We start from the raw sequence: 26,368 nt of genomic DNA, 5'->3' as shown, positions 1-26,368 counted from the left end.
AAACCTTTTATGACTGCTTAGCTTCTGCGTCTGCTTTCTCTTCAACCACTTCAACAAAATCGTTGTTTAACCAGGCCATAAATAATTCATAACCCAGCACCACCACCACCGCACCGACAAATAAGCCAACAATGCCCAGTGTCATAAAGCCGCCGATAGCGCCGAGGAAGACCACCATCATCGGTACGGTAGAACCCTTACCCATAATCAAAGGCTTTAAGACATTATCCATCAGGCCCACAACGATACTCCAAACCAGATAGACCACCGCCGCTACCGGCGAGGCAAAAGAAAAGACATAGATCGCCAAAGGCAGTAACAATAAAATGGGGTTAACCTGGATAATACTCATAATCAGTACTAATAAGGCTAAAACCGGTACCGCCGGTAAACCAATCACCATAAAGCCAATACCGGCCAGAGTAGCCTGCAACAGCGCCACCCCCAAAATACCCTGAGTAACATTGCGCACAGTAACGCTGGACAACTTGGCAAACTCATTGCCCGCCTCGCCCGCCAAACGTCTGGCTAGCTGGTGAATAAATTTCTCTACACCGTCCGCACCAGCCAGAAAAAAACCAGCGATAATGGTGGAAAAAATAAACATAAGAATTGAAACACCAAAACCGGCGACCTTGCTGGCAATCGCTTTACTGGCTGAGGCAATTTCATCTTTATAAGCCTCCGCCGTGCCTTGCAGGTTTTCGGACGCATCGGTCCAGACTTCATGCACCTGGTCACCGACCAGTGGCCAGTCTTTTACTTTAGGGTTTGGTGGGGAAACATCAATCTCGCCGGACTCTAATCGGCTCGACAAATCACGTACACCCTCGATCATGCCATCGCCAGCTTTGATCGCTGGTGTTATCACTATCGCCAACACCAGCAAGGTCACAATCGTGGCCGCCCAGGTACGCTTGCCACCCAATTTGTTTTCCACCCAATCACTCACCGGCTTAAGGGCAATAGCAATAATGCCCGCCCAGACAATGGGCGTGACAAAGGGGTTAAGGATATCGAAGCACCAGCTGGCCATCACAAAGATGGCGGCGATTTTAATACTCGCTTCAACGGCTCTTGCAATAAACTGTTTATCAGCATTGACCTGTATCATGATTGTTCCCTTTTTTAGACTGAGTCATTTGGCAATGACTGGGTGTTAAACGTTTGCTGCTAAAGGTTTGGTGTTAAACGTTTATAGTTGTTATCAATTATTCTGTTCGTTTGCGGTAATGGATCACTGCCACGTCGATTGAGTATAGCCACCGATGGCAATGAATGCCTACTTATCCACTAAACTCTAATGCAATGCCCTGCCACAGCCCTTGAGGGTTTTACCGGGTAATTGCACAATCGCGGTGGTTTCATAGCGCACACCACTCATCGAATCCATACAGGGCTTAGCTTGAATCGTGAAGGTGACTTGCTGCTGCTCATTGGCCAACAGGTAAACGGTTTGACGTAGCGTTTGCTCAATCTGGGGCGGCGGCGTATCAAACACCCATAGCGTCTGACCGTAATCCCCTTGATAGCGCACCTGGTCAGCGGCAATTTCCACAACCCAGCCGGGCTCGTTGCCAACCGCGCGATAATCAACCCCCGCCAACTTTGCTGCCTCCCAAATGGCCTGCTGGCGATTATTGCGGCAGCTAATGCTTTGCTGGTGCTGATTGACCCACTGAGCAGCCGAGCCTTGCAGCTGCAAGCGATAAGGGTCCCCGGCAAAAGTGCCATCTGGCTGCTGCTTAAGCTCAACGGTCCCCTGTGTTAAAAACACCCATGCACGGGTGCCCTGGATATCGGCCACAAAAGACTCGCCATCCTCACACTCAAACACATAGGTATGACGGTTTTTATCATGGGTCTGACGGTTTTTATCCTCGCCGCTAAAGGCCGCTGCAGTAAAAAAAAGCGGCAGCAACAGTGACCACTTAATCCAGGGTTTTATCGATAGAGCCATTATCTTTTCGCCAGTTCTTTGTGTTAGCATCACGCCATAACGCTATAATAATACACACTATAACAATTCCGCTTCTTAGCAAAGGCCTGCCCGTTATGAACAAACTGTCTACTCTGCTTCGCCAGGTTTCTACTCTCGCCCTTATTCTGATCAGTACCGCGCTTTACTCATTCACCGCATTAGCCGAGCCACTGGTGGTTGGGGTAAACCCTTACTACCGCCCACTGGTCTTTAAAGAGAGCGATAAGCTGGTCGGTATTGATCCGATGACCGCGATCGAAGTCGGCAAGGTCTTATCCCGGGAGATTGAATTTAAAGAAATGGACTTTGAAGCCCTAATCCCGGCCCTGCAATCCGGTGAGATTGATGTGATTATGTCGGGGATGAGCGTAACGCAAGAGCGTCAACAGGTGGTCGACTTTAGTGATGCCTATCTTGAAATTGGACAGATGGCGATTATTGCCATGAAGAAAATCAGCAGTCTGAGCTTCCCCGCTGCTATTTTTGACGAAGGCCGTACAGTCGGTGTAGAGCCCGGCACCACCGGTGAAACCTATGCCAAAGAATTTCTGGGCAAGTCCATTATTAAAACCTATGCCGACCCCCAAAAGGCCTTTGCTGCCTTACGCTCGGGTGAGATTGATTATTATATCCACGACGCTCCCACTAGTTGGAAAATAGGCCAAACCAGTGAGTACAGTGACCTGATGCCGCTATACCGTTCGCTCACCAATGAGCAACTGGCCTGGGCGGTAAAAAAAGGCAACACCCGGTTGCTCAGTGATTTAAATAAAGCGCTGGGACAGTTAAAGGAAGAAGGCAAGATTAATGCAATCCAGAACCATTGGATTCCGGTCAAGGTGGAAGTTAACTAGGCGAAGTTAACCAAGCCCAGCTAAGCCTGTCAGTAATTGCTTATTGCTCACCCGCAAAAAGCCCTGTTCAGTCCCCTCAAATACCTCAGCGGTGGTCGCACAAACCACCGCTGCCTCAGCCACTTGTGTTACATCGACAAAAGCCGCCGGCAAGATATTCTGCACCGACAAGGGCAAGCGCTGCTGCAAAGCTGACAGCGGTGACATAAACCACGATAAGGGCAATGCCCTACCACCGGGGTATAACGAGTACCATAAATTCCAGCTGGCTGCAGTACAGCCGCTTGACGGTTTTTCGATGACGCTGCAAAGGTTTTCGCTGCGGTCAGGGTTTGTTTTTTACCCAAATAGTAAGCAAAAGAGTCTGTTTGTAATAACGCAGGAATATCCGCCCCCATCATAACCAGGCGATTAACCCCGGCCTCTTTGGCCGCCTGAATCACCCGCACCTGACTGGTACCATTCATCATCAACTGGTGGTCAAACGCAGACTGACTAAAGGTGGGCAAGGGCGGCGAACCGACCAGGCTAATAATTGCCCTTGCCCCTTGTAATAAGGTGATATCCGGCGCCAGTGCATCCCCCTGCAACCAGCGTACAGCATCCGCCCAGAGAGCGCCTAACGGTTTGAGATGTGTGGGAGCGAGACCACGGCGAGATACGCTAATACAAGGTATCCCCTGCTCCACCACTAGCTCGCAAATCGCTGAGCCAACAAAGCCATTACCGCCATAGACAATAATAGGTGCATCGGTATCGACCATGGATAAGCGCTCCTGTTTCAATAAGCCTGTTCAATACGATCAAGCTTCAGCATAAATTCGTTGAGCGATTTTTTGGTATCGTATTCCACATTAAATCGATTGTGGAATTGAATCGACAAATTCACTTTGTCATCACTTAAGGTGACGGTGTAGCCATCAAAGGAAGGCATCGCATAGACCCCATCAAGAAAAAAAGCCTCGCCTTGACGCTCACCATTTGTCATCACTTTATCAAACACGGATAAAGCCACTCTAATCTCTATTTTATCCATTGTCATTACTCACATAGTGACAGCTTCAGTCATGGATCAGGCTACTGCTTCCATTCAGGAATATTCAGATAAAGGCTAATATCCTGAACCATCGCCAGTACCATCCACTCTTCCAAAGGGAATTTTACCCCCTGCTCTTCAGTGCCATATTTTTCTATCATCGTTTGTTCGATATCTTGATTGAAATCAAACACGCCAATACCTTTCATATTCCAACCATCAAAAAGTCTGGCATCGACGGGGTGAAAGGCGATCAGCTGTATTCGAGTATGCCTTTTATCGTGGCAGATACGCATAAAGGTATCATTAACATCCTCGTACTTGCCTTCAATAATTTGCAGAAAATGCGTTCTGGAAGCCAGTAGAGTGCCACTGATCTCATTGTGATCATTATTGGCCTCACTGGAGTGCATAATCGCTTCGACGGTATCCCAATCGATAACACCGGCACTCCGGCTTTTATAAACTAGACGATACATAACTACCTCATATAATACTTATATAAGGTGTGTACGCTGCCCTGGTCTTTCTGGATTTGGTGGGGAGATTATAGGAAAGGGCGTTTTATACCCCGCCCTTTAGCTGGTCTTTTTCTATAGCTGGCCTTTCTATAGAAAGCGAGGGAAACCTAAAAGCGGTCGTCGCGGTCACCGACAAAGTAATACAAGGTCCAGTGCTCCTTAAAAGCACCACGGGTAGGAAATACATGGGCTGACACCTGCGGATTTACCCCAGGCTGGCTCCACACTGTGCGCCGACCCGGCCCATCCTGGCGCGGCAGGTCTTCTCGAACCCAGCCATCCATACAGGCATCAATACTGTTAAAGTCACGCTCATACCACTGCTCGGCTACGTCCTTGCTGGGAGCGATACGGGTACAGACATAGCTGGTTTTGGCGGCGCCAGTTTGCCAAACCTCACAATTGTCACCCACGGCATTGACCTTGGCATCCCAGATCATCATATAGCGATCGCTGATATTTCTACCCTGCACGCCCTTGAAGCCCTGATCGTAGGCTGTCACCAAGCGGTCAATTTTTTCGCAGGCAGTCATAGCATTCGCTTGAGCTTGCATCGAGTTATTATTGCCAGGCCCTGTGCAAGCTGACAAAACAAGTAACATCATGGGATAAAGATAAAGGGGATTAAAATAACGAAAGCCCTGGCGCATAGTCTTTCCTTGATAAAGTCATTGTCTTAGTTGGAGTTATAAAGCTTAGGTTAGAGTGTTAAACCCCAGTATTCAATAGTATCTTGAAAGCTGAAGACAAAAAAAATGGCACCTACTGGGTAGATGCCATTTCAACAGTAGCTCGCTGCTAATTAGAAGGTGCGCAACATACCCACACTAATAATCGTCAGCTCTGAATCATAAAAGTCGATATCATGATCGTCTTCATAGAAACCTGCTGTGGCATTCATCGTCCAGTGCTTCTCCAAACCAAAGATACCTGACTTAAAGTAGGTAACAGAAGCCCCAAGACGCTCATTTTCATCGGTAGCGCCATAAATTGGGTTTACTTCATCGTGCTCAAAGTCGCCATAAACAACGTTGGTAACCAGCCGGCTGCCGTTGCCCATATTTAACAACCAGGTTGCACTGAGCTCATAGCCATCATAGGCCATCGCTTCACCATCCAGATCGAACTCAACAAAAGCAGCCTGCACTAAAAAGGCGCTGCTTTCTTTTGAGCCAAAGGTGTAACGAACGTCAAACTTATTGATATCACCCTCACGATTGAGCAGGGCTAGCTGATCAGGGGTAAGCGCAAGGGTACTACCGCTGTTTTCATTATCAATTTCGATTTCACGAGCTGAGGCACGCAATTCAAGATTGCTACCCAGAACACCTTCCCAGGACAAACGAGCACCTGAGGTATCACGGTCGGTATCTTTACGCTTAACACCTTCAGCGTATGGATCACTCCAGACTTTGATGCCCATCACCGTTGGCGAAGACAGTGCCGAAAGGCCAAAAATACCCACTTTATTCACATTATGACGAATACCAAAACGGGTAGTGGTATCGAAGCGAACAAAATCTTCTAACAGGTTACCCAAAAATACCTGAGTATTGGAATCATTGAACACATAGCTTAACTCATACGCAAAAGCAGGCAGCCCCACATCTTTGGACTCAGGGCCGTCAAAACGGCTATCTAGCTTCTCATCGCTTAAATCAACATTGCCACCACCAATACTTGAGATCATATTGGTCTTTACTTCACCGGCACCCAAGCCAACATTAATAAAGCCATTCCAACCTTCTGAACGTGGAATCAAATCATATGCAGAAACCTGAGATGCCATGAGTCCGGCCAATAAAGCGGCCCCTATTTTTTTGGTCATTTGTCTTACCCCTTTTATTTCCAGAATTATCTATCTTTATACATGATGAGCCAGCGCCCATAATCCTTCTAATGATAGAGGATAGCAGGTAAATAACGATATGCTAGCTTTGCTCGATTGTACGATCACCCCGGTTTAGCGGATTAAAAGCCGTATTGATAGCAGCCAGCCTTATCAGCTATAGTGGGCTTCAATAAATACAATTTTCGACCTTAGAATAGCTCCCTCAATAATTAAGGATAAAATCATGCTAGAAACAACCAAAAAACGGATCACCCGCCTGGTGACGCCATTGGCCATAGCCGCCCTATTAGGCGCCTGCGCAAGCACACAAGATAATATTGAAGCCATCGATCAATCCGGTTACCTGAGCGACTACAGCCAATTAGAGGCTGTAGATACTGATGGTGGTGAACTACTGCGCTGGCTGAATGATGATATGAAAGCCGGTAAATATAACAAGTACCTGATTGAACCGGTCACTTTTTACCCTGAAGCCGATGCATCAGGTTTTACTGACGAACAAAAAGCCCAATTAGACTTAATGACCAAGACATTTACTGACAGCTTCAAGGCATCGATCGCCGAAGTGGTTGACGTGGTAGACCAGCCAGGTCCGGGTGTCGCCAGAGTACAACCGGCCATTACCGGCTTTAATCAGGAGAACGAAGGCATGGCTGCCTATGAAGTCATACCGGTCGCCGCCATTATTGCTGGCGTTAGAGTTGCCACTGACACCCGTGGACAGGTTATTGTGTTCTCCATCGAAACCAAGCTGACCGACAGTGTCTCCAATGAAGTGGTGGGTCTTGCCGTGAGAAAGGCCGTTTCAGAATATGAAGCAGGCTCAGAAGTCTCTGTAGAATCGATGACCGCCCTGATCCAGACCTGGAGTACCGAGTGGGGTCAGAGAACTAAGGATATGATGGAAAAGTAAGGCTGCGGTTATTGGAAAACCTTCAATAACGTCAGCATAAAAAGCCCCGGCCTTGCGGTCGGGGCTTTTTTTATGGCTCAACAAGTCATTACTCGATACGGCATTAATCCGGCACGATAGAATTAGATTTTCTTTTCCTAAAGATAGATTAATAATGTATTGATCAATATTGAAGCCCATTTTTTGGAGCAAACCACATGTCTAGAATTACAAGCATCACTCTGGATGATCATCTCTTAACATTTGTACAAAGTAAGATTAAAGCAGGACGGTTTGAATCTACCAGTGAAGTTGTTCGAGCAGGCCTCAAGTTACTTGAACAACAGGAAGCCCAGATTGACTTACTGAGGAAAAAACTCGCAGTAGGAGAAAAGCTATTAGACAGAGGCGAAGGCGTTGATGGTGAACAATTTATGCACGACTTACTTCAGTGATTTTGTGATAATTAAAGCTTAAGGGCTTGAATTCCCTCTTCGAGGCTTCGTCGCTTGGCTCCTCGTCCAAAATGCTTACGCATTTTGTCGAACCGTTTAGAAAACATATCCTTCCGAGCGCGCCATACAAAAAAAGCCCCGACCTTTCGGACGGGGCTTTCTCGAATTCTTACTTGGTCTGATTCCTCTGAGAGTGAAGGATAGACTCATTACAGCCTAAGGGCTGTAATGCCCCCTTCGGGGCGCCCTTTGGGCGGTCCAAACGCTTTGCGTTTGTCGAACCGTTTAGAAAACATATCCTTCCGAGCGCGCCATACAAAAAAAGCCCCGACCTTTCGGACGGGGCTTTTTTTGTATGGCGCGCTCGGAAGGATTCGAACCTTCGACCGCTCGGTTCGTAGAATCGAACGTGAAATTTAACTTATTGATTTTTAAACAATTATATCTGTGGCGTCCATTGCAATTGTCACTGTAAAGCAGGGTAAATCACCGTAGGGTCACTCATTTCTCACCTTGATTGTATCTAAATATGTAAAGCATATGAGCACTCTTCCTTGATTGAAAAAGAGTTTGAATCAGTAGGGCCCGGTCGTTCATAACCATACACTCATGGCAGATCATGCTATTGCGATGGATACTATTTTAGTGAAAGAGAATTTTCGTGAGTTTTCACGAGTGGGAAAGCTAAAGCATGAAAACTGAGTTCATCGTGAGAATCACTAATATAATCACCTGATCTCTCGGTTTTTATTATTGGAAGGACTTTGAACAAAAGCGCCGCACTACACAGGCTGAATAATTAAACTACACCCTTGCTATTAGTACTAACAGCAACTACTAACGTGATAGCAAGTCAATAAAAACTCAGGTAAAGTTAATAGAAATAAAAATAAAAAGTAAGCTTGCTACAATACAGCCAGCATTGGATCGCGCTATATCTAGTACATGAATCCTGGACCTAAACTGAATGGATTAATAGACTAACTCAATGAGCCTACCGCTATCGTTGAGCGGATTATTTTTAGCGTAAAGAAACATTAATAACAACTTTGGAGATAACATGGCAAGGAATATTGCAGTTAAAGTCTTAATCAAATCTAAAACATACTTTTGGATAGGCACTGGAGCTCTGGCCATATGGTTTCTAGCGCTCCCCTTAATCAAGGCGGTGGGCATCGATCCTAACGGGGCACTCGGTAAGTTTTTATTAAGCTACAGCTCAGAAATACTATTAACAGGTGTAACCTCAATTGCCCTCTCCATGGTCATATTTATCTTAAATAGCTGGGCGGAGGACTTTTGGTCTGATCATATACAACCAATATTTACCGAATATGTTGAAGCTATAGAGTCAAGCACCGAAGAGGCCCAACAAACTATAGTCGATTTCCAGCAAACCCTAACACATGAAATGAGAGAAAACAGTCTGGACCAAGCCATTATTCTTAATAACCATGAATCAATAAAAAGCAGGCTCCCTGTAATTTTAGAAAATGTATATGGCACCCACTGCACAAGAGCTGATGGTTTTTATAATTTTTTAGAAGAAGGGGTAATGTCGTTCCTTGATCCTCGAAAGCCTCACCGCTCAGCCCACTTCCAGAAAATCAACATCGTCAAAGATGGCGACAGGGTAAAGTGGAAAGAACGCACTAAATTCTCATTACACACTATAGCTTTAGATAGCCAGTACCGTTCTGACTTATCAATGGACCCAGAAACAAACTATCCCTTCGAATATACAACAACTGCCAAATATGAAGATCTGGAAAGCTTAATAATAACCATATCAGTCAATGGCACGCCTATATGCTCTACCGAAGGTGTTTTTTCAATTGTATCTCAAGACCCTCTAGTTATTAGGTCTAACAATGACAACATAACAGCAACTCACCTCGGAGGCGGGGATATTCAAATTATAATGAAGTATGACATCCCCATTAATAGGGCCATGACAGAAATCATTACAGAGGAAGAGTCATATCTGGACGATAATGACTATATGTTTAATATCAAGCAACCGACCCATGGCGCCACTGTTCAAGTAACACTCCCAGAAAAGTGGAAGTTCGAGTTCTTCCACGTATCCAATAAAAATAATTTAGAACCGCCACAAGCGGATAACGAGAGAACACTGCACAAAAAAGGATGGATGATGCCAGGAATACTTATGTCTTGTCGATGGATTGCAACTGAAGATACTGAGTAAATTACAGCCAAAATAAAGCCCGGACTTGCCGGGCTCTATTATTAGAAGATATTTAAAACTAGACAGACGTGACCTTCCCAGAAATAAAACTCAAAGCTAAATTACTATTACTAAAAGCTATGTTGGTCATATATTACTCCACTGTTGTCATGATTTATTATTATTGGGTGATTAGTTACTAACAACCCAACAATAGTTGTACAAATTAGCATTGTCAATAGTTCTGACAGCGCAGTATTACTAATTAGGGACGGCACTGTAACCACTTAGCACAATGCATGCAATAGTTACTTACACTTAGTTTTCGCCAATTAGTTACAAAGCATACGCTCTAGGCCACTGAACAGATTAAGACTGCATAATACTAATATGGTTCCTAAACAGAATATAACAAGACTAAGGCCTTGATATGAGCAGTATTTCACACAAAACAGCACCAATGCACCTAAATATCACGCCCAAAAGCTTAAAGTGAGCTTTAACCCTGTGTGTTTTTTGACCAAAACACTATATCTTCAAACTCAAGCGGTTGTATGTACAAAGTTTGGTTAACCCAGAGGCCTCACTATTAAGACACTTGAAGGAGGAAAACCCCACCTCATAACGATCTTTCAGGACATTTTAAACCGCCCTCCTTATATTCTTACCATACCCAAAACTCCTTCCGCCACCGACTTTGCTCATAAATAACCCTGATTATGGTTAGTAGTAAAGCCGAATAGAGCGTCGACCGCGCTTGATGAACTCGCTTCACCAGACGGCTTCCCAAGGGAAGCTAGAGCATATCACTGTCGGTACAGAACACTTCAAAACAGGCAATATATTATTGCTTGCGGGTTAAGCGTGCTCAAAAAGCGGTTAAAATAAGCAACTTTTTTGAGCCGTACAGGCAGTTTGTAGCAGTTTTCGGCGGCAAATCCTTTCATAGATTCTTGATTGGATTAGCATTTTTCCGTTTCGCCTTCAGGCGTCTCTGTGTAGCTTCGCTAAAACAGAGACGCCTGCTTCCTTACCTTCTGGTCGTCTTTCTTTGGGGATTCATCTCCTTCGGTGTGAGTGTTTATCTTTAATTGAGTGTTGGCCATCAATAACCTGGCCAACCGTGATGAAATTACTCCACAACGGTAGTTGCTGACGCATGCCCCTTGGGGTGAATTTCACTGCGTCTGTTCAGCGCCACTTTCATGGGCCAGTTGTTGAGTGCTATTGCTAGCCTTCAACGGATGCCGTTAAGCGTGTAACGGCCACACATCGTTACTGCTTATTGGATAGGATTACTTTGCCGATGACGACAAAGAATCGTTCAATAGTGAAAGAAAGTTTTATCCACCTGACACTCTCAATCACTCTGAGAGAGCAGGCAGTCATGGCCAATGACAAGGAATGTCACTGGAAAATATAAACTTGGGCCACTGATAACAGTGGTTGTTCATCCTGAGCTGTCGCTCATATAACTAACGGTAGCAAAGTACGCGTTCACGGCTAAGGCTGTAGCCGTTACAGATCATTCAGAGGCATTAGATCATAGAGGGGAAATTGCCAACAGCGGAAAACCATACACGCAAAAAAGATAGCTTTTTAAGAAGACTCGTTGCCAGTGGCAACGCAAGTTGGCCAGCGCCGGAAAGTTCACACACTTAACCCGCTTTACCTTGGGTCCCCTTTTTAGTTGTAGAGCTTAGCTCTACAACTAAAAAGGGGATGGTTTTGAAAACACAATCAGGCCCTTAATCAGGATGGCAAACCTGTTCATTATTTTTAGCCTCAGTTGAACTATCCTGCCGCGCTTCAAGGATGGTAACAAACGCTTCAACGTCAGCACTGGTGATGTTCAGGCAGGATGCAACATGGCCATAAACAGTGATTGACCATCCTTTTTCGAGGCTTGCAGGGCTTTAAAAAGCACAGACTTTAGCATCCTTTTTGTATCCCTTTTGTATCCTTTTTTCATCCTCAGGCATTCATAATGAGGAGGAAATTCCGGGCGCTGTGTACCTATCAACTTTTGTTTTTTTCAATCTGGATTCTATTATAAATTTCCTCCCTGTGAACCTCTACTTCTCTGGGTGCCTTAATACCTAATCGCACCTGATTGCCCTGCACCTCTAATACCATGATCGTAATATCATCTCCGATTATCAGTGCCTCACCTATCCTTCTAGTTAAAATCAGCATATCCATAACTCCAATTTTCTATTTCCCATAGCGATCAGCCTGAATCCAATCGCCTCCTTGAGTACAGGAAACACTAAAGAGCATCCACCCAACTGTAGTTTGATTCTTTAAACTTCAATTGAATGCGCCCTTCGTTGCTTTTACCCCAGCGAGGGCAATCGCTTAATTAAATTTTTAATGCTCCGTATTCGGAGCAATATTCACATACTTATCTGCAAGAATCAAGCTCCGATTACGGAGCAGCATTGTATGAATACGATTGGCCCACGAGTCAGGCACCTTCGACGAGCACAAGGGTTAACACAGGAAGATTTAGCCGGTCAGTGTAACCTTTTAGGCTGGGACCTCAGTCGGTCTACTCTGGCTAAAATCGAGTCTCAGGTAAGAAAGGTGTCCGATAGCGAAGCCGCCCTGCTCTCTCAAGCCCTGCATCTGCCGGTAGAAGAGCTTTATAAGACCAAAGAGTCTTGATTTGAGCTTTTACCGTACAGCTCTGATAGCGGAGCAATTTTCACAAGATTGTCTGAAAGAATCTAGCTCTGTTTACGGAGCACTTAATTATGAATGTCATCGGCCCCAAAATTCGGGAGATTCGTGAGTCTCAAGGTCTAACTCAAGATGAGCTTGCTGCTCGTTGTAATGTACTGGAGCTCAATATCAGTCGTGGAACGCTAGCTAAAATGGAGTCTCAGGTTAGACGAATCACAGACGATGAAGTAACGCTGTTAGCACAAGCTCTTAAAGTGAAAATCACAGTGCTTTATGAAGACGTTTAAAAAAGTAGGCGAAATTCACAATATCCAAACTCATTGACCTTGATAAAATAACGTTCTTTTTTTTATGGATGGTTATCGCTTGAACCCCAAAAGCGTAAATCCTATCGTTCATATCTCAGGATTTTTATTCAGTCATTATTTGATAGTCATGGACTTATTCCGCCAAACAATACCGCGTTATATACGCTTACGTGATGCCCCTAGCTACCTCGGCATGGACAAAAACCGCTTTGGCACGTTAGTACGCCCCTTCCTCATTGAAATCCCCATCGGCTCTCACGGAATCGCGTTTGATGTTATTGACTTAAACACGTGGGCGGATAATTATAAGCGCTGCAATGGGCGTCCTGGTATCCGACATAAGGAATTACTATGGGACGCAAAAAAAGCGCACTGCCCCAACACCCTCGGGCAGGTATCAAGTGGTGCCCTCAACGGCACTGTTGGCACATCGATAAAAAGTGGAAAGGCCGAAGACTTAACTTCAGCACTGAAACGGATAACCGCGATGAAGCCGAAGAAATCCTCGATACCCAACTGAGGACGTTACGGAAAGCCGTGCGAGATGGTGAACGGCCACTCTATCGCCTCTATGAAGGCGCAGAGCGGTATTTGAAAGAACGGCAAGGTAAAGCCACCTTTGACAATATTCGGCGCTCAACACTACGTTTAATCCAGTATACGTCGCCCCATTTGCCTTATGGCAGTTTGGGGGATACACCTTTACAGGATATCCATGACGGCCTATTGGAACCGTATATTGAGTGGCGACGAGCAGAGGGAATTAAGACCCGTAAATGGGATGATGAAAAACGGATGATGGTGACGGTCTGGCGACCGTTAAAGAACTCCACAATTAATCGTGATCTAGAAGCCTTACGTACCATTTTAGTCGCAGCAGCACGCCGTTGGCGCTGTTCGCTAACCGGCAAAAGTTGGATTGATGCGGCCCCCTTGATCACGATGCTCGAAACCATGCCATCGTCGGGAGCATTACGACCCGAGCACAGTGCCGAGGCCTACCCCTTATCGTGGGCAGAACAAGACAAGCTGTTTCCGTTATTGTCACCCCGCTTGCAAGCCATGTGTTTGTTTAACGTCAATACCGGCACACGGGAACAGGAAGTGTGTCGGCTACGATGGGACTGGGAGCATGATGTCCCTGAGTTAAACACCACAGTGTTTGTGATACCGAGGGGCTATGTGAAAAATGGTGAAGCGCGGCTGGTGGTATTAAACCGTATTGCCCAATCCATTATTCAACAACAGCGTGATTTGTGGTGTGGCAAAAGCGACTATGTTTTTCCTCACCCTAAAACGCTAAAGCCTTTTAAGAAAATGTTTACCACGAGCTGGAAACAATCGTGGGAAGCAGCGGGTCTGCCAATGGGTCCATGGGTAACGGAAGGGGTACATAACCTGAAGCATACTTGTGGACGCCGGTTAAGGGCTGCGGGTGTTCAACCTGAAACCCGAAAAGTGTGTCTGGGTCACCGTAACGGCGACATCACCACACACTATTCGGCGGCTGAAGTTAAGGAGCTGATTGATGCGTTTGAGACGCTCTGTCAACGCCGTGAAGGCATCGTGTTAAGACCGAAAATGTACGCAATAAAATAGGCTAAAAGCAAAAGTCACTCATATCTCACTTTGGTGAAAAAATGAGCGATAAAATGCAGCACGATTTAGTCTTAATTATTGAGTATCTATTAGGTGAAATGCACAGATTAACTTCACAGCGAGATTCACCGCAAAGCCAGTAAAAATAAGGGTTGTAGAAAGATGGAAGCGCAGAAAAGAAAAAACCCCGGCTCAAAGAACCAGGGTTTTTAATATGGCGCGCTCGGAAGGATTCGAACCTTCGACCGCTCGGTTCGTAGCCGAGTACTCTATCCAGCTGAGCTACGAGCGCGTAGGGTGCGCACTATAGGGATCAAGGCCTGTTTAGTCAATAGTAATCACGCTATTTTTGATCAATGAGGGGCTTCAAGCCAAATTCCCTGAAAACTCTGCCCTGGCTGCACTTTCTGCTACAGTATGATGACGATAATTTATCCAATAATGAGCCCCATAGTATGGAAAAGGTCCGTCCCTTAACCACCCTCGCCCTACCCTTTAGCCTGGTTTGTATTGCAGCAGCCATCGCTTATTTCAGCTATGCCGTGATTAGGGTAGTGGAAGAAGCGCCCGCCATTATTGAGCAGGTTGAGAGCACCACACGGGCCATTGATCCGGTTGTTGATGAGGTAGCGATTATTACTGCGCTAATCCCCGATATTGTTGATGAGGTTGGCCTGGTCAGGGAACAGATTACACCGATTTTGACGGAGGTTGAGGCCCTGCGGCTTGAGCTGCCAACCCTGCTAGCTGAAGTGGAGCAGATTCGACTGGCTATTCCACCGGTGCTGGATGAAGTTGAGCAGGTTCGGCTGGCTATTCCGCCAGTGCTGGAAGAGGTTGCCAATGTCAGGGGTGAGTTGCCAGCGATCGTGGCTGAGTCTGAGGGTTATAGGACGCTTGTTCCAGAGGTATTGGCTGAGGTGGAAGCAACTCGGGAAATGATCCCCCCAACCATGGCCAAAGCTGAAGTATTGATTAATAAAGCTAGTGTGGCGGGTAAGAAGGCCAGTGAAGGGGCAGTTACGGGCTTTTTTACCGGGATTATTAAAGCACCCTTTAAGATGGTATCTGGAGCTAGCAGTTCGGTGTTTGGGTCGCAGAAAGGGCTCAATAGTACGGATATTGACTTACTGCAGGGTACGGCACTCAAGCTGTTAAATGAAGCACCAGTGGGCAGTGAAGAGAGCTGGGAAAATAAAAAAACCAAGGCCAAGGGGACTATTAAGGTTGAGAAGGAGTTTGTTGAGAGCGGGAACCCTTGTCGGCAGTTATGGATAAAAACGCTTAAGGAGAAGAAGGAGCTGGATAATAGCCGATATAGGGTTTGTCTGGATGATCAGGGTAGTTGGGCGGTGGTTAAGTGATGGGGTTGGACGTCGCGCAAATCACGCTGGGAGGGATGAACTGATTAAAGTCTTAGGGCTTTAATCACCCCTTTGGGCAGTTCAAAATGCTCCCGCATTTTGTCAAACCGTTTTGTGTTTGAATCTCTCTTGCTTCGCAGCTTAATTAAAAAAGGCCCTCAACGAGGGCCTTTTTTAATTAATGGCGGAGAAGGAGGGATTCGAACCCTCGATACCATTTCTGATATATACCCTTAGCAGGGGCACGCCTTCAGCCACTCGGCCACTTCTCCACGTAAACTTGTTGTATTTTACCCTGGTGTCTCCAGCATTCTACCGGTTGTCGGCTCAGGCATTCAGCCTTCCCCAACAACTCCTTCAGCCATTGATCATTTAAGCCTTAGGGCTTTAATGCCCCCTTCGGGGCTGCGTCGTTACTCTCCTTGTCCAAGTTGCTTCGCAACTTGTCGGCCACTTCTCCACGTAAACTTGTCTGTTTTTTATACTGGCAGCACCAGTCGACTTCAAAGAGGTATAAGCCCTGCAAATCGAGCGCGGGATAATACCACATCCATCACAGAATCAAAGGCTTTAAAGTAAATCTATCGAGCCTTATTTATTACCGTGACTATCATCTTTCTCGTTCTGGATACGCTGGTAAATCTCTTCACGATGAACAGCGACTTCCTTGGGGGCATTGATACCTAAGCGCACCTGGTTGCCCTTGACGCCCAGTACAGTAACGGTGACTTCATCGCCGACCATTAAGGTTTCGCCAATGCGGCGGGTCAAAATTAACATCTCTATCTCCCGAGCTTTTAGCCCTGGGTACAGAGCTGACTCACTGAATTATTTTTTATTGTACGAGTCAATTCTAACCACCGGTATATAGCAGATAACCTGCCTTCAACCAGAAGCAACGTTCTCCCTGATAACTTTAAACGCTGGTGAAGCCTTGCTTAGCTTGCGTCAGCAGACTGGTCATCCAAGTCAAAGGCGGAATGTAACGCCCTGACTACCAGTTCCAAAAACTTCTCATCAATAACCACTGAGATTTTAATCTCAGAGGTAGTAATTAGCTCAATATTGGTATTAACCTCTGCCAGTGTTTTAAACATTTTACTGGCCACACCCGCATGCGAGCGCATACCTACACCCACAATAGAGACCTTGGCTATCTTCGAGTCGGTGGTGACTTCACGGGCACCCAATTCTTTAGCCGTGGCCTGCAAGATAGACTCAGCCTTGGCCATATCATTGCGGTGTACGGTAAAAGTAATATCGTTGGTGCCATCAGCAGAGGCATTCTGCACGATCACATCCACTTCTATATTGGCGTCACTGATTGGGCCCAAAATACGGTAAGCAATACCCGGCGTATCTGGAACACCCCGAATACTGAGTTTGGCCTCATCACGGGTAAAGGCAATGCCCGAAATTGCTGGAGACTCCATAGCAGTATTTTCCTCTAGACTTATCAATGTACCGGGGCCGTCCTGAAAGCTGTGTAGCACTCGCAGTGGCACGTTATATTTACCGGCAAATTCAACGGCACGAATTTGTAGGACCTTGGAGCCAAGACTGGCCATCTCCAACATCTCTTCAAAGGTAATACGATCCAGACGACGGGCACTATCCACCACCCTGGGGTCAGTGGTATAGACGCCATCAACGTCGGTATAAATCTGGCACTCATCGGCTTTTAACGCAGCGGCCAGTGCAACGGCGGTGGTATCTGAGCCACCGCGGCCTAATGTGGTGATATTGTTCTCTTCATCGGCACCCTGAAAACCTGCCACGACAACAACACGGCCTGCATCCAGGTCTGAGCGGATATTGCGCTCATCAATCTCTTTAATGCGGGCTTTGTTATGCGAGCTATCGGTCAGTATACGGACCTGAGAGCCGGTATAAGAACGAGCCGGGCAGCCGCGCTTATTCAGCGCCATACTTAACAGGGCAATGGTAACCTGCTCACCGGTAGAAACTAATACGTCCATTTCACGGGGGGTTGGCTGCTCTTCAATCTCATTAGCGAGAGCAATAAGCCGGTTGGTTTCACCGCTCATTGCGGAGACCGCGACCACCATATCGTGGCCCTGTCGACGGAACTCAGCCACCTTGTCTGCAACAGACTCAATGCGCTCGACTGTGCCTACCGAAGTGCCACCAAATTTTTGAACGATTAAACTCATTTTCTCAACAAATAGATTCTATGTAGGGGATGCAATTACTGACCTATTAACCTATTCCTGACCTATAGGCACATAAAGCCAGGGGATCGGAACGGGCGCAATTAAACACTATATTGCGTGTAAATAAAACCTTAAGTAAACCAAGGCTTTGTTTTTTAATACAATTTCGGACTAAATGTGATAATCAACAAGGTTTTCGCGGTTTTCAGCCCCAATTAGCACCGCTTTAGGCCATCTCAGCCACCCATGTTTTGACCGCCGCCAGCGCTGAAGGCAAGGCTGTAATATCGCTACCCGCACCCTTGGCCTTATCCGGTTTTCCGCCACCTTTACCGCCCACCAGCGGCGCAATAGATTTCATCAAATCACCCGCCTTTAAATTGGGGGTTAAATCACTGCTAACGCCACAGGCGAGGTTAATTTTGTCTCCATCAACGCTGGCGACAAATACCACGGCAGAGCCAAGTTTATCCTTTAATTGTGCAACCGTACTATCCAGCGTCTTCATATCGGCACCATCCAGCTGGCTGGCAACCACCTTAATACCAGCCACCTCTTCGGCCTGCCCGGCAAGATCACTGCCCGCTGCTGAAGCCATTTTAGCTTTAACCTGGGCCAGCTCTTTTTCCAGTTGCTTATGGCTATCCAGCAGCTGCTTAACTTTGCTGCTAACGTTGTCTTTGCTGCCTTTAACCATACTGGCAATATCAGCCACTGTGGCTTCGGTTTGATTAAATAATTCAATCGCCGCTGCCCCCGTTACCGCCTCAATACGGCGGATGCCAGCGGCAATACCGGATTCAGAAGCAATCCGCATTAGGCCAATATCACCCGTGCGGGTGACATGGGTGCCGCCACAAAGCTCTACAGAGAAGTTATCATCCCCCATAGCTAGCACGCGCACTTCGTCGCCATATTTTTCACCAAATAACATCATCGCGCCCAGCTCTTCGGCATGGTCCATGGTGGTAACAGTGGTTTCTACCGCGCTATTAGCGCGAATCTGGGCATTAACCATGGCTTCTATCTCGGCCAGTTGCGCAGGCGTTACCCCTTCAAAGTGCGAGAAATCAAAGCGTAGCTTCTGGGCATCCACCAAAGAGCCTTTCTGTACAACATGGTCACCTAATATATCTCTCAGGGCGGCATGAAGAAGGTGAGTCGCGGAGTGGTTTAACGCCGTCGACTGGCGAACCGACGTATCCACGGTAGCATCCAGACTATCGCCCACAGCCAGGCTACCCTGGGTCAGTACACCATGATGCAAGTGGTTGTCTCCGCTCTTGGTCGTATCTGACACTTCAAACCGGGCTGAGGCATTATGAATCAGGCCACTATCACCGGCCTGACCACCCGACTCTCCATAGAAAGGCGTACTGGCAAAAACCACAACACCCTGCTCGCCTTCAGCCAGGCTTGATACCAGTTCACCGTCTTTTAGCAATGCGGTCACTTCGCACTGGCCGGTTAATACCTGATAGCCAGTAAAGGCGGTACTGCCATCAATACTAACGCCCTCGGCCAAATCCATTTTAAAGTTACTGGCACTGCGTGCGCGTTGACGCTGGGCTTCCATCGCGGCTTCAAAGCCGGCTTCATCCAAAGTCAGGTTGCGCTCACGGGCAATATCACCGGTGAGGTCAACCGGGAAGCCATAGGTGTCATACAGTTTAAAGATGGTTTCGCCGGGAATAACGCTGCCGCTGAGCTGGGCCAGGTCAGCCTCTAGAATTTTCATCCCCTGATCCAGAGTTTTGGCAAATTGCTGCTCTTCCGTCAGCAAGACTTTTTCTAACTGGGCCTGCAGCTTATTCAGTTCCGGGTAGGCCTCACCCATCTCAACCGCCAGAGGGGCAACTAATTTATAGAAAAAGGCATCGGTGGCGCCAAGTTTATTACCGTGGCGCACAGCACGACGAATAATCCGCCGCAACACATAGCCGCGGCCTTCGTTCGACGGCAAGACACCATCAGCAATTAAAAAGGAGCAGGAGCGGATATGGTCAGCAATCACTCGTAGCGATGTGTTTGTAGTATCGCTAACACCTAACACTTTACCCGAAGCGTTAAGCAGGTTTTGGAACAGGTCAATTTCATAGTTGCTATGCACATCCTGCATCACGGCAGCAATACGCTCCAGCCCCATACCCGTATCCACGGAGGGCGCAGGTAAGTCGGTCATGGTGCCATCAGCGGAACGGTTAAACTGCATAAATACGTTATTCCAGATTTCGATAAAGCGGTCACCGTCTTCATCAGGGGAACCTGGAGGGCCGCCGGCAATGTCTTCACCGTGGTCATAAAAAATTTCTGTACAGGGGCCACAGGGGCCGGTATCACCCATCGACCAAAAATTATCTGAAGCGTATTTGGCGCCTTTATTATCACCAATGCGGATAATACGCTCCGCCGGCACACCCATTTCATCCTTCCAGATATCAAAGGCTTCATCATCGTCGGCATAGACGGTTACGGTAAGCTTATCGGTGGGGATATTGAGCCACTGCTCGCCGGTTAAAAACTCCCAGGCAAAGGTGATGGCATCGCGCTTAAAATAATCGCCAAAACTAAAGTTACCCAACATTTCAAAAAAGGTGTGATGTCTGGCGGTATAACCTACGTTTTCCAAATCATTGTGCTTGCCACCAGCGCGCACACAGCGCTGAGAGCTGGTAGCACGGGTATAGGAGCGCTGATCTTGCCCGGTAAAAACGTCTTTGAACTGAACCATACCCGCATTGGTAAATAGCAATGTGGGGTCGTTACCTGGCACCAGTGAGCTGCTGGCCACACGGGTGTGCCCTTTTTGCTCAAAGTAGCTGAGGAAGGCTTCGCGGATTTCAGAACTTTTCATGTTTTACCCTGTGAACGATGACCAAAGCAGTACCACCACCCAACGGCGGCGCTGTATCAATAAAGCCGGTAAGTATATAGGAAAGCAGTCAAAACACCGAATAGAACAAACGATTTAACTGTAGGGTGGATTACAATCCACCAAACCATGGGGGGTTAAAAACAGGTGGATTATAATCCACCCTACAAAACAAGGGGGAGCTTAGCCCAATTTTTCATCAGTGGTAAGCTTGCGGGCCTCAACTTCAAGCATCACCGGAATGCCGTCACGAACCGGGTAAGCCAGACCGCTGGCCTTACATATCAGCTCCTGATTTTCCTCGTTATATTCCAGCGGCGCTTTGCTAACCGGGCAGACCAAAATACTGAGTAACTTCTTATCAATCATCTATAACCTCTGGGGTTTACGTCGTATATGCGCTATTTCTCAGGCATCGGTGGAACCAGTAACTGGGGGTCAATACGCTGCTTCATCCAGTTCATCCGCCAGTCTAAATGCGGCCCTGTGGCCCTGCCGCCAGCGCCTACCTCCGCCACAATATCACCCGGCACCACCTCATCACCCACTTTTGCGATCACCTTGCTAAGGTGAATCATGGTTGAAGAGACGCCATAGCCATGGTCGATAATTATCGTGCCGCCGGAGTAGAACATATCCTGATGAGCCAAAGTCACCACCCCCGGTGCCGGGGTAGAAACCGGCGTGCCGATGGGAGCTGCCACATCGACCCCATAATGTGGGCGATTAGGCTCACCATTATAAAAACGCTGACTGCCATAGACGCCGGTGATCGGGCCTAACAAGGGCCACTGGAACTCCACCATAAAATCCATGCGATCCAGTAATTGTGCCCTGGCTTTACGGACCTGTGCCGCCTCTTCACGGCTGCGCTTTATGCTGGCCTCACTGGGGCTCATAATTGTTTTGGCAATGCCTTCAACCCGCTGAATATTATACTCACGGGGTACAATGGCCAGGGTTTTTGCCATTTTTTCACCGCTGGCGGTGGCAACGGCCAGTTCAGCACTGGCTTTGGCATCGCGGCCAAAGCCAATCACAAACACCCCCTGCTCGCTGACCTTAACCGGTTGCTGGTCTAACAACACGGTACTGCCGGGCTCAACCCGCCCGATCACCAAACCACCCTGCTGCATATTACCCGTTAATTCCAGGGCGGTAACAGTGGCGGATAAGCAGGCCAAACAGACAATCAGTAAACAGCGCACAGCAAACCTCGGCTCCAGTAAAAGACAGTAGTATAAGCTCGTTTTAACAAAGATTGCCGCTATAATACTCCGCTCTATCTACATGAGGAAGTCCAAACCGTTATGGGTCGTTACCGTCCACCCCGCAAACCCGGCTCATTCTATATCACCCCCGAAGGTGAGAAGGCTCTGCGGGATGAAGTCTATCAACTGTGGAAAGTCGAACGGCCACAGGTCACCGATATTGTCCATGAAGCAGCCAAAAACGGCGACCGCTCAGAGAATGGCGATTATATCTATGGCAAACGACGGCTTAGGGAAATTGATAGCCGGGTTGGTTTTCTCACTCGGCGGCTGGATAAACTCGAAGTTGTTGACCGCATTCCGGATAACCAGAGTAAAGTTTTTTTTGGTGCCTGGGTAACGGTAGAAGACGAGGATGGTAAGGAGCAAACTTACCGTATTGTTGGGCCTGATGAATTTGACCTTAGCCAGGGCAAGCTCAGTATGGACTCACCGCTGGCCAAAGCCCTGCTGGGTAAATCTGTTGAAGATGAGGTGGTATTTAAAACACCAGAAGGTGAACGGGAGTTATATATCAGCAAGGTAAAATATCAATAATGCCGCTTACTAACCCCTCCAACTCAAGACTAAAGTGAACCGTTTTTAAACAAGGCTCGACCAAAGATTAAAATGGTCAGGAGCCTATTATGTTTATCGCCCCACTACACCCTATAACACCGCGACTACTTATCACCTCACTATTGCTACTTAGCGCGCCATCCCTCCATGCCGTCAGCCTGGTCTTAGGCCCTGGAGGGGCCGCCTCTTTATATACCGATGCCGCCGGTGGTGAAACCCTGTTCTCCTATAGCATTAGCGGCTCGAATTTATCCGTAGCAGGCTGGAACAGCCTGAGCGAACAGGGTTATGCATTTAATCAAAGCCAGGCAAATAGCAGCCAACTGGCAGAAATTAAAACCGATAACGGGCTTTATATCAGTCAGGGAAGTTATCTCAGCATTGGCACTCCCTTCGGCGTGATAGCCGACACCAATGGCGATGGTAGCGTGACTTTTTCTGATTTTTTAGTGCTTAGTGAAAACTTTGAAACCCAGACCGAGCAAGGTGCAGCACTAGGCGACTTTAACGGCAACGGCCTTGTTGACTTTAGTGACTTTGAACTGCTTTCAGGTCAATTTGGCCTGGAACTGGAATATAACTTTATCGCTAATAGTGTAGCGGGGAAAATTATTGACCGCCCATCTGAGGTGCCGGTGCCTGCGGCTGCCTGGCTATTTGGGTCAGCGATTATTGGCGTGGTTGGTGTTAAGCGTAAAAGGGCTAACTGAAAATCACCCCAGCGATGCAAGCTCTGATTACAGGCCTATTGTTTAAGGATTTTTTCCACCGCCAATAGGCCAGCAATTGAAATTACATCGGTTATAGCGCCCTCTTCAACCATGGCTATCGCCTCACTAAAGGATAAATGTTTTAACACCAAATCACTTTCAGTATCTTCGAGCGCTTGCTCACCCTGAACCAGATTGCGCGCCAAAAAAACATAGCCCTGCTCATCCGTCACTGAGTTAGAGGTATGCAATTTAAATAGCTGTTGCCAGTTGCCCCCCTGCAAGCCGGTTTCTTCAAGCAACTCCCGCTGGGCAGACTGCAAAGGCTCTTCCGTCAGGGCGCCGCCTCCCATTGGAATTTCCCAACTGTACTCATCTAAAGCATAGCGGTACTGGCCAACCAAAACGGTATGATTATTTTCGTCGAGGGGGATAATGCCAATAGCCCGGTTTTTAAAATGCACTTTGCCATAAATTCCGTCGGAGCCCGCTGGCGTCACCACCTCTTCATGGGTTAAGGCAATCCACGGGTTTTCATAGACCAGCGTTTGAGTTTTTCGCTGCCACGGGCCAACCTTAACGGGCTTGCTATTATCGTCGCTCATATCTCTTCCATAAAAATGCTGTTTACCCGGCTATTCTTACAGGCAAAAAAAACCAGAGCAAGCATTAACGCATGACTCTGGTTGATGACGAATACCCGGCGATGGTTTACTCGAAGCTATAGTCACCATCTTCGTAAATACCACCCTGACAGCGCATTACCTGAATCTGGCGCTCACCTTCTTCAAAGCCCATCAATGGCTCAAGCTGGTTATACACTGGGTCAACATCACGGTTAAACGCCGCACAGCGGTTGCGGTAGTCGCGGTCAGCAATACGGGACATATCGACACCGTCCAGACACTCTGCTGGAATACCGTTTTCTACCAGGTCCGCCCAGTGGCTGCGGTACTGGTCAATAAAGCCATACAGTTTTTCAAAGGTCTCAGCATTGGCTGCGCGGCCTGCCAGCATCCAGGGCGACATAAACGCCCATTGACGCAAACCCAGCTCCTGAGATTTGGTAAAGCCTTCCGTCGCATATAGCGCTTTATTAGGGGCCGTTAGCGGCTCATAAACGTGGTCGACATAAGGCAGGTTCGGGCCCAGATCTACCCGTGGCATGACCTCACAGTGATAGGAATAATGCCCCATGTGCGCCAGATGGACCGAATCCACAGTAAAGTGCGGTACTGGGCTATCTTTATCGGTAAAGGCAAACATCATATGCGAATCTACACCGGGTGGGTTGGCCACCAAACCCACATAAACAATCTTAAAAACGCCATCCTGCCCCATCCAGATACGCTGCTCACCAACCTCTTTACCACCCCGAGCAAACATAACCTTTTTGTAAGCGCCGCCATCATCACCATGCACTTCTTTCATATTAAAGCGGTCGACCACATAGTCGATGGAATCAAAACAGAGCTTATAGGCCAGTGATTTTTCAGGAACGTATTTTTCGATGGCGTCGGACATGGATCTTACCTCTTTATTGACTTTATTCTTGGATGGGATTGGCAGCCTGAAGAGAGTCTTGATGATGCCAAATCCGAGCTGTAACACTGCCCATCATGGTAAGGCCAGCCTATGGGGGTTTCAAGCGCAGCTATGTAAAGTTAGGTCAAGTCAGGGGCCCTAAGCCCCTGCCTAAAACCACTAACTGTGGTAGAGTATTGGTCAATATCCGTTCAAACGGGAAAATAATATGAATATGTCCACTGAGCGCCGCCACCATTCACGCTACCCAGCCAGCCATATAAAAGTGCTGATCAAGTCTTTGCGCAATGAAGGCGACTGGGAAAAAGGCCATATCAGCACAGTCGATTTCAACCGCTTTGGCATTGGTCTGGAGACTCCCCATAACTATGCTATTGGCGATATTCTTGCGCTGGTCATACGCACGGATGACTCCACTCTGGCCGAGGTAAATGGACTGGTCTGCAATCGCACCCAGACCCTGACCGGCTACCGCTTTGGGGTCCGTTTTGAGCATGAAGGCTACGAACAGGAAGAATCCCCAGAGGCTATGATCAATATCAGCGAAGAGATATTGATGATTGAAAGGGAAGCCGCCTCCGCAGTGCACTAACCCCCTGTTTCTATCAGGTATTATATAGCCAAGCCATCAATTGGCCTTGCCCGCCGTTAAAGGTAAACTGCCAACAAATACCAACAGGACTAATACTTTAGAAGTATTGGTCTATTCCCCCATCCATTAGAAAATAGCTATCGCTAACAATAAGCTGTTTTTAGCTAACAATGAGCACGATATGCAAGTACTAATTGTTGATGATCATCAACTGATTCGAGCCGCCTTAAGGGATTTATTAAACAAGCACTATTCAACCATTGAATGCGTTGAAGCGAGCAGCGGAGAAATTGCACTCAATACGATTAATCAAAGGGATTTTGACGTTGCCATTGTGGACTTGTTTATCCCCGGCGAAACCGCCTTTGTGTTCCTGCGCAAACTCTGCGAACTCAGGCCCAACCTGCCTGTCGTTGTTCTTTCGGCCACTGACAATCAGCAGCATATGCAGCAATGCATCGATTTGGGGCCTCGGCCTTTGTCAATAAAGGCGAGGCAATGGAAAAAGTGGTCGATGCCATTAATGCAGTGATATCTGGCAGTCATTTTTTACCGGATGCACTCAGCAACAATAGCCAGCCACCGGTTTCATCTGGCCCAGGTCCTTTACCAGACCTGGACCTGGAGCGGGTAATGTCGGCACTGACAGATCGGCAGCTGGATATTTTTAGAATGATTGGCCAGGGTAAATCCAACAAAGTGATTGCCCTGGAAAGAGAGCTATCTGACAACACGATTAAGGTCCATGTGAGTGCCATCTTGCGCGCACTGGAATTAAAAAACCGAACGCAAATTGGTTTGCTCGCGCAAAAACTTGGACTGATAAATGACAATTAGAACGTTGAATAAGCAACTGCACTGCAAAGCAGTTTTGCATCAATAATATTAACAAACAATGATTATGGAAAATT

The 26,368-nt window shown here is 47.3% G+C and carries 28 protein-coding genes and 2 tRNA genes; 13 read left to right on the top strand and 17 right to left on the bottom strand.

Annotated elements, in window-relative coordinates:
• Positions 1 to 7: 7 nt before the first annotated feature.
• Both BST96_RS12255 and BST96_RS12250 read right to left on the bottom strand, forming a co-directional pair.
• Positions 8 to 1,114: an AI-2E family transporter gene (locus BST96_RS12255; protein WP_085758987.1), complete on the bottom strand. Its 1,107-nt coding sequence runs from the start codon at positions 1,112 to 1,114 to the stop codon at positions 8 to 10.
• A 186-nt stretch (positions 1,115 to 1,300) separates the two neighbouring features.
• Complete coding sequence (locus BST96_RS12250; RefSeq protein WP_085758986.1) at positions 1,301 to 1,960, bottom strand: COG3650 family protein; 660 nt, start codon at positions 1,958 to 1,960, stop codon at positions 1,301 to 1,303.
• Positions 1,961 to 2,055: 95 nt separating this feature from the next.
• Here BST96_RS12250 and BST96_RS12245 point away from each other — a divergent pair, with 95 nt between their 5' ends.
• Entirely contained in the window at positions 2,056 to 2,835 is a 780-nt protein-coding gene (locus BST96_RS12245) for an ABC transporter substrate-binding protein (RefSeq protein WP_085758985.1), read from the top strand.
• 128 nt (positions 2,836 to 2,963) lie between these two features.
• On the opposite strand, the gene BST96_RS12240 is transcribed toward BST96_RS12245, so the two are convergent.
• From BST96_RS12240 to BST96_RS12220, 5 genes are all read right to left on the bottom strand, one after another.
• Entirely contained in the window at positions 2,964 to 3,599 is a 636-nt protein-coding gene (locus tag BST96_RS12240) for an SDR family oxidoreductase (protein ID WP_085758984.1), read from the bottom strand.
• Between the two features lie 17 nt (positions 3,600 to 3,616).
• Positions 3,617 to 3,871 carry a DUF3081 family protein gene (locus tag BST96_RS12235; protein ID WP_169713982.1) on the bottom strand — a complete coding sequence of 85 codons (255 nt, stop codon included), beginning with the start codon at positions 3,869 to 3,871 and terminating at the stop codon, positions 3,617 to 3,619.
• Positions 3,872 to 3,912: 41 nt separating this feature from the next.
• Entirely contained in the window at positions 3,913 to 4,350 is a 438-nt protein-coding gene (locus tag BST96_RS12230; RefSeq protein ID WP_085758982.1) for a BLUF domain-containing protein, read from the bottom strand.
• A 149-nt stretch (positions 4,351 to 4,499) separates the two neighbouring features.
• Entirely contained in the window at positions 4,500 to 4,925 is a 426-nt protein-coding gene (locus BST96_RS12225; RefSeq protein WP_157117937.1) for a hypothetical protein, read from the bottom strand.
• Between the two features lie 269 nt (positions 4,926 to 5,194).
• Positions 5,195 to 6,220 (bottom strand): DUF2860 family protein, encoded by a 1,026-nt coding sequence (locus BST96_RS12220; protein ID WP_085758980.1) that lies wholly within the window; start codon positions 6,218 to 6,220, stop codon positions 5,195 to 5,197.
• Between the two features lie 247 nt (positions 6,221 to 6,467).
• Between BST96_RS12220 and BST96_RS12215 the strand changes: the two genes are divergently transcribed.
• The 3 genes from BST96_RS12215 to BST96_RS12205 all read left to right on the top strand — a co-directional run bounded on the left by BST96_RS12215 (position 6,468) and on the right by BST96_RS12205 (position 9,800).
• Positions 6,468 to 7,157 carry a DUF3313 domain-containing protein gene (locus BST96_RS12215; RefSeq protein ID WP_085758979.1) on the top strand — a complete coding sequence of 230 codons (690 nt, stop codon included), beginning with the start codon at positions 6,468 to 6,470 and terminating at the stop codon, positions 7,155 to 7,157.
• Between the two features lie 197 nt (positions 7,158 to 7,354).
• Positions 7,355 to 7,591 carry a type II toxin-antitoxin system ParD family antitoxin gene (locus BST96_RS12210; protein ID WP_085758978.1) on the top strand — a complete coding sequence of 79 codons (237 nt, stop codon included), beginning with the start codon at positions 7,355 to 7,357 and terminating at the stop codon, positions 7,589 to 7,591.
• A gap of 1,060 nt (positions 7,592 to 8,651) precedes the next feature.
• Positions 8,652 to 9,800, top strand: coding sequence for a hypothetical protein (locus tag BST96_RS12205; protein ID WP_085758977.1), 1,149 nt, complete (start codon positions 8,652 to 8,654; stop codon positions 9,798 to 9,800).
• Positions 9,801 to 11,798: 1,998 nt separating this feature from the next.
• Here BST96_RS12205 and csrA (BST96_RS12200) read toward each other — a convergent pair.
• Positions 11,799 to 11,975, bottom strand: coding sequence for a carbon storage regulator CsrA (gene csrA, locus BST96_RS12200; protein WP_085758976.1), 177 nt, complete (start codon positions 11,973 to 11,975; stop codon positions 11,799 to 11,801).
• Between the two features lie 249 nt (positions 11,976 to 12,224).
• Here csrA (BST96_RS12200) and BST96_RS12195 point away from each other — a divergent pair, with 249 nt between their 5' ends.
• From BST96_RS12195 to BST96_RS20745, 3 genes are all read left to right on the top strand, one after another.
• Entirely contained in the window at positions 12,225 to 12,446 is a 222-nt protein-coding gene (locus tag BST96_RS12195; RefSeq protein ID WP_085758975.1) for a helix-turn-helix domain-containing protein, read from the top strand.
• Positions 12,447 to 12,535: 89 nt separating this feature from the next.
• Positions 12,536 to 12,751 (top strand): helix-turn-helix domain-containing protein, encoded by a 216-nt coding sequence (locus BST96_RS12190; RefSeq protein ID WP_085758974.1) that lies wholly within the window; start codon positions 12,536 to 12,538, stop codon positions 12,749 to 12,751.
• Positions 12,752 to 13,123: 372 nt separating this feature from the next.
• Positions 13,124 to 14,371: a tyrosine-type recombinase/integrase gene (locus BST96_RS20745; protein ID WP_206045331.1), complete on the top strand. Its 1,248-nt coding sequence runs from the start codon at positions 13,124 to 13,126 to the stop codon at positions 14,369 to 14,371.
• Between the two features lie 215 nt (positions 14,372 to 14,586).
• Here the strand turns inward: BST96_RS20745 and BST96_RS12175 are convergent.
• Positions 14,587 to 14,663, bottom strand: a tRNA-Arg gene (locus BST96_RS12175).
• A gap of 163 nt (positions 14,664 to 14,826) precedes the next feature.
• On the opposite strand from BST96_RS12175, the gene BST96_RS12170 reads away from it, so the two are divergent.
• Positions 14,827 to 15,735, top strand: a complete 909-nt coding sequence (locus tag BST96_RS12170) for a hypothetical protein (RefSeq protein ID WP_157117936.1) — start codon at positions 14,827 to 14,829, stop codon at positions 15,733 to 15,735.
• Between the two features lie 182 nt (positions 15,736 to 15,917).
• Here the strand turns inward: BST96_RS12170 and BST96_RS12165 are convergent.
• The 6 genes from BST96_RS12165 to BST96_RS12140 all read right to left on the bottom strand — a co-directional run bounded on the left by BST96_RS12165 (position 15,918) and on the right by BST96_RS12140 (position 21,989).
• Positions 15,918 to 16,007 (bottom strand) — tRNA-Ser (locus tag BST96_RS12165).
• Positions 16,008 to 16,326: 319 nt separating this feature from the next.
• Positions 16,327 to 16,515, bottom strand: coding sequence for a carbon storage regulator CsrA (csrA, locus tag BST96_RS12160; protein ID WP_085758971.1), 189 nt, complete (start codon positions 16,513 to 16,515; stop codon positions 16,327 to 16,329).
• 158 nt (positions 16,516 to 16,673) lie between these two features.
• Positions 16,674 to 17,909: an aspartate kinase gene (locus BST96_RS12155; protein WP_085758970.1), complete on the bottom strand. Its 1,236-nt coding sequence runs from the start codon at positions 17,907 to 17,909 to the stop codon at positions 16,674 to 16,676.
• A gap of 226 nt (positions 17,910 to 18,135) precedes the next feature.
• Positions 18,136 to 20,763 (bottom strand): alanine--tRNA ligase, encoded by a 2,628-nt coding sequence (gene alaS, locus BST96_RS12150; RefSeq protein ID WP_085758969.1) that lies wholly within the window; start codon positions 20,761 to 20,763, stop codon positions 18,136 to 18,138.
• Between the two features lie 201 nt (positions 20,764 to 20,964).
• The gene (locus BST96_RS12145; protein WP_085758968.1) at positions 20,965 to 21,150 is read right to left on the bottom strand and encodes a Trm112 family protein; all 186 of its coding nucleotides are present in this window, start codon (positions 21,148 to 21,150) and stop codon (positions 20,965 to 20,967) included.
• A 32-nt stretch (positions 21,151 to 21,182) separates the two neighbouring features.
• Positions 21,183 to 21,989, bottom strand: a complete 807-nt coding sequence (locus BST96_RS12140) for a M23 family metallopeptidase (RefSeq protein WP_240554794.1) — start codon at positions 21,987 to 21,989, stop codon at positions 21,183 to 21,185.
• A gap of 102 nt (positions 21,990 to 22,091) precedes the next feature.
• Between BST96_RS12140 and greB the strand changes: the two genes are divergently transcribed.
• Both greB and BST96_RS12130 read left to right on the top strand, forming a co-directional pair.
• Entirely contained in the window at positions 22,092 to 22,589 is a 498-nt protein-coding gene (gene greB / locus BST96_RS12135) for a transcription elongation factor GreB (RefSeq protein WP_085758967.1), read from the top strand.
• 89 nt (positions 22,590 to 22,678) lie between these two features.
• Positions 22,679 to 23,320: a dockerin type I domain-containing protein gene (locus BST96_RS12130; RefSeq protein WP_085758966.1), complete on the top strand. Its 642-nt coding sequence runs from the start codon at positions 22,679 to 22,681 to the stop codon at positions 23,318 to 23,320.
• Between the two features lie 35 nt (positions 23,321 to 23,355).
• On the opposite strand, the gene BST96_RS12125 is transcribed toward BST96_RS12130, so the two are convergent.
• Complete coding sequence (locus tag BST96_RS12125; protein ID WP_085758965.1) at positions 23,356 to 23,925, bottom strand: NUDIX domain-containing protein; 570 nt, start codon at positions 23,923 to 23,925, stop codon at positions 23,356 to 23,358.
• 106 nt (positions 23,926 to 24,031) lie between these two features.
• Positions 24,032 to 24,844, bottom strand: coding sequence for a hypothetical protein (locus BST96_RS12120; RefSeq protein ID WP_085758964.1), 813 nt, complete (start codon positions 24,842 to 24,844; stop codon positions 24,032 to 24,034).
• A 229-nt stretch (positions 24,845 to 25,073) separates the two neighbouring features.
• On the opposite strand from BST96_RS12120, the gene BST96_RS12115 reads away from it, so the two are divergent.
• The 3 genes from BST96_RS12115 (at position 25,074) to BST96_RS12105 (ending at position 26,294) form a co-directional block, all read left to right on the top strand.
• Positions 25,074 to 25,457: a PilZ domain-containing protein gene (locus tag BST96_RS12115; RefSeq protein ID WP_085758963.1), complete on the top strand. Its 384-nt coding sequence runs from the start codon at positions 25,074 to 25,076 to the stop codon at positions 25,455 to 25,457.
• 181 nt (positions 25,458 to 25,638) lie between these two features.
• Positions 25,639 to 25,989 (top strand): response regulator, encoded by a 351-nt coding sequence (locus BST96_RS12110; RefSeq protein ID WP_085758962.1) that lies wholly within the window; start codon positions 25,639 to 25,641, stop codon positions 25,987 to 25,989.
• Entirely contained in the window at positions 25,956 to 26,294 is a 339-nt protein-coding gene (locus tag BST96_RS12105; protein WP_169713981.1) for a response regulator transcription factor, read from the top strand. Before BST96_RS12110 ends, BST96_RS12105 begins: the two co-directional genes overlap by 34 nt.
• Positions 26,295 to 26,368: the final 74 nt, after the last annotated feature.

Source organism: Oceanicoccus sagamiensis (assembly GCF_002117105.1).
In the GTDB taxonomy this organism is placed as follows: Bacteria; Pseudomonadota; Gammaproteobacteria; order Pseudomonadales; family Dasaniaceae; genus Oceanicoccus; species Oceanicoccus sagamiensis.
Note: the sequence above shows the minus strand (reverse complement) of the source record. Positions and strands in the feature narration are given on the sequence as shown.

Excerpts from the sequence above, each read along its gene's own strand:
- BST96_RS12255 (WP_085758987.1), bottom strand. The coding sequence starts at position 1,114 with ATGATACAGGTCAATGCTGATAAACAGTTTATTGCAAGAGCCGTTGAA.
- BST96_RS12250 (WP_085758986.1), bottom strand. The coding sequence starts at position 1,960 with ATGGCTCTATCGATAAAACCCTGGATTAAGTGGTCACTGTTGCTGCCG.
- BST96_RS12245 (WP_085758985.1), top strand. The coding sequence starts at position 2,056 with ATGAACAAACTGTCTACTCTGCTTCGCCAGGTTTCTACTCTCGCCCTT.
- BST96_RS12240 (WP_085758984.1), bottom strand. The coding sequence starts at position 3,599 with ATGGTCGATACCGATGCACCTATTATTGTCTATGGCGGTAATGGCTTT.
- BST96_RS12235 (WP_169713982.1), bottom strand. The coding sequence starts at position 3,871 with ATGGATAAAATAGAGATTAGAGTGGCTTTATCCGTGTTTGATAAAGTG.
- BST96_RS12230 (WP_085758982.1), bottom strand. The coding sequence starts at position 4,350 with ATGTATCGTCTAGTTTATAAAAGCCGGAGTGCCGGTGTTATCGATTGG.
- BST96_RS12225 (WP_157117937.1), bottom strand. The coding sequence starts at position 4,925 with ATGACTGCCTGCGAAAAAATTGACCGCTTGGTGACAGCCTACGATCAG.
- BST96_RS12220 (WP_085758980.1), bottom strand. The coding sequence starts at position 6,220 with ATGACCAAAAAAATAGGGGCCGCTTTATTGGCCGGACTCATGGCATCT.
- BST96_RS12215 (WP_085758979.1), top strand. The coding sequence starts at position 6,468 with ATGCTAGAAACAACCAAAAAACGGATCACCCGCCTGGTGACGCCATTG.
- BST96_RS12210 (WP_085758978.1), top strand. The coding sequence starts at position 7,355 with ATGTCTAGAATTACAAGCATCACTCTGGATGATCATCTCTTAACATTT.
- BST96_RS12205 (WP_085758977.1), top strand. The coding sequence starts at position 8,652 with ATGGCAAGGAATATTGCAGTTAAAGTCTTAATCAAATCTAAAACATAC.
- csrA (WP_085758976.1), bottom strand. The coding sequence starts at position 11,975 with ATGCTGATTTTAACTAGAAGGATAGGTGAGGCACTGATAATCGGAGAT.
- BST96_RS12195 (WP_085758975.1), top strand. The coding sequence starts at position 12,225 with ATGAATACGATTGGCCCACGAGTCAGGCACCTTCGACGAGCACAAGGG.
- BST96_RS12190 (WP_085758974.1), top strand. The coding sequence starts at position 12,536 with ATGAATGTCATCGGCCCCAAAATTCGGGAGATTCGTGAGTCTCAAGGT.
- BST96_RS20745 (WP_206045331.1), top strand. The coding sequence starts at position 13,124 with ATGGGACGCAAAAAAAGCGCACTGCCCCAACACCCTCGGGCAGGTATC.
- BST96_RS12170 (WP_157117936.1), top strand. The coding sequence starts at position 14,827 with ATGGAAAAGGTCCGTCCCTTAACCACCCTCGCCCTACCCTTTAGCCTG.
- csrA (WP_085758971.1), bottom strand. The coding sequence starts at position 16,515 with ATGTTAATTTTGACCCGCCGCATTGGCGAAACCTTAATGGTCGGCGAT.
- BST96_RS12155 (WP_085758970.1), bottom strand. The coding sequence starts at position 17,909 with ATGAGTTTAATCGTTCAAAAATTTGGTGGCACTTCGGTAGGCACAGTC.
- alaS (WP_085758969.1), bottom strand. The coding sequence starts at position 20,763 with ATGAAAAGTTCTGAAATCCGCGAAGCCTTCCTCAGCTACTTTGAGCAA.
- BST96_RS12145 (WP_085758968.1), bottom strand. The coding sequence starts at position 21,150 with ATGATTGATAAGAAGTTACTCAGTATTTTGGTCTGCCCGGTTAGCAAA.
- greB (WP_085758967.1), top strand. The coding sequence starts at position 22,092 with ATGGGTCGTTACCGTCCACCCCGCAAACCCGGCTCATTCTATATCACC.
- BST96_RS12130 (WP_085758966.1), top strand. The coding sequence starts at position 22,679 with ATGTTTATCGCCCCACTACACCCTATAACACCGCGACTACTTATCACC.
- BST96_RS12125 (WP_085758965.1), bottom strand. The coding sequence starts at position 23,925 with ATGAGCGACGATAATAGCAAGCCCGTTAAGGTTGGCCCGTGGCAGCGA.
- BST96_RS12120 (WP_085758964.1), bottom strand. The coding sequence starts at position 24,844 with ATGTCCGACGCCATCGAAAAATACGTTCCTGAAAAATCACTGGCCTAT.
- BST96_RS12115 (WP_085758963.1), top strand. The coding sequence starts at position 25,074 with ATGAATATGTCCACTGAGCGCCGCCACCATTCACGCTACCCAGCCAGC.
- BST96_RS12110 (WP_085758962.1), top strand. The coding sequence starts at position 25,639 with ATGCAAGTACTAATTGTTGATGATCATCAACTGATTCGAGCCGCCTTA.
- BST96_RS12105 (WP_169713981.1), top strand. The coding sequence starts at position 25,956 with ATGGAAAAAGTGGTCGATGCCATTAATGCAGTGATATCTGGCAGTCAT.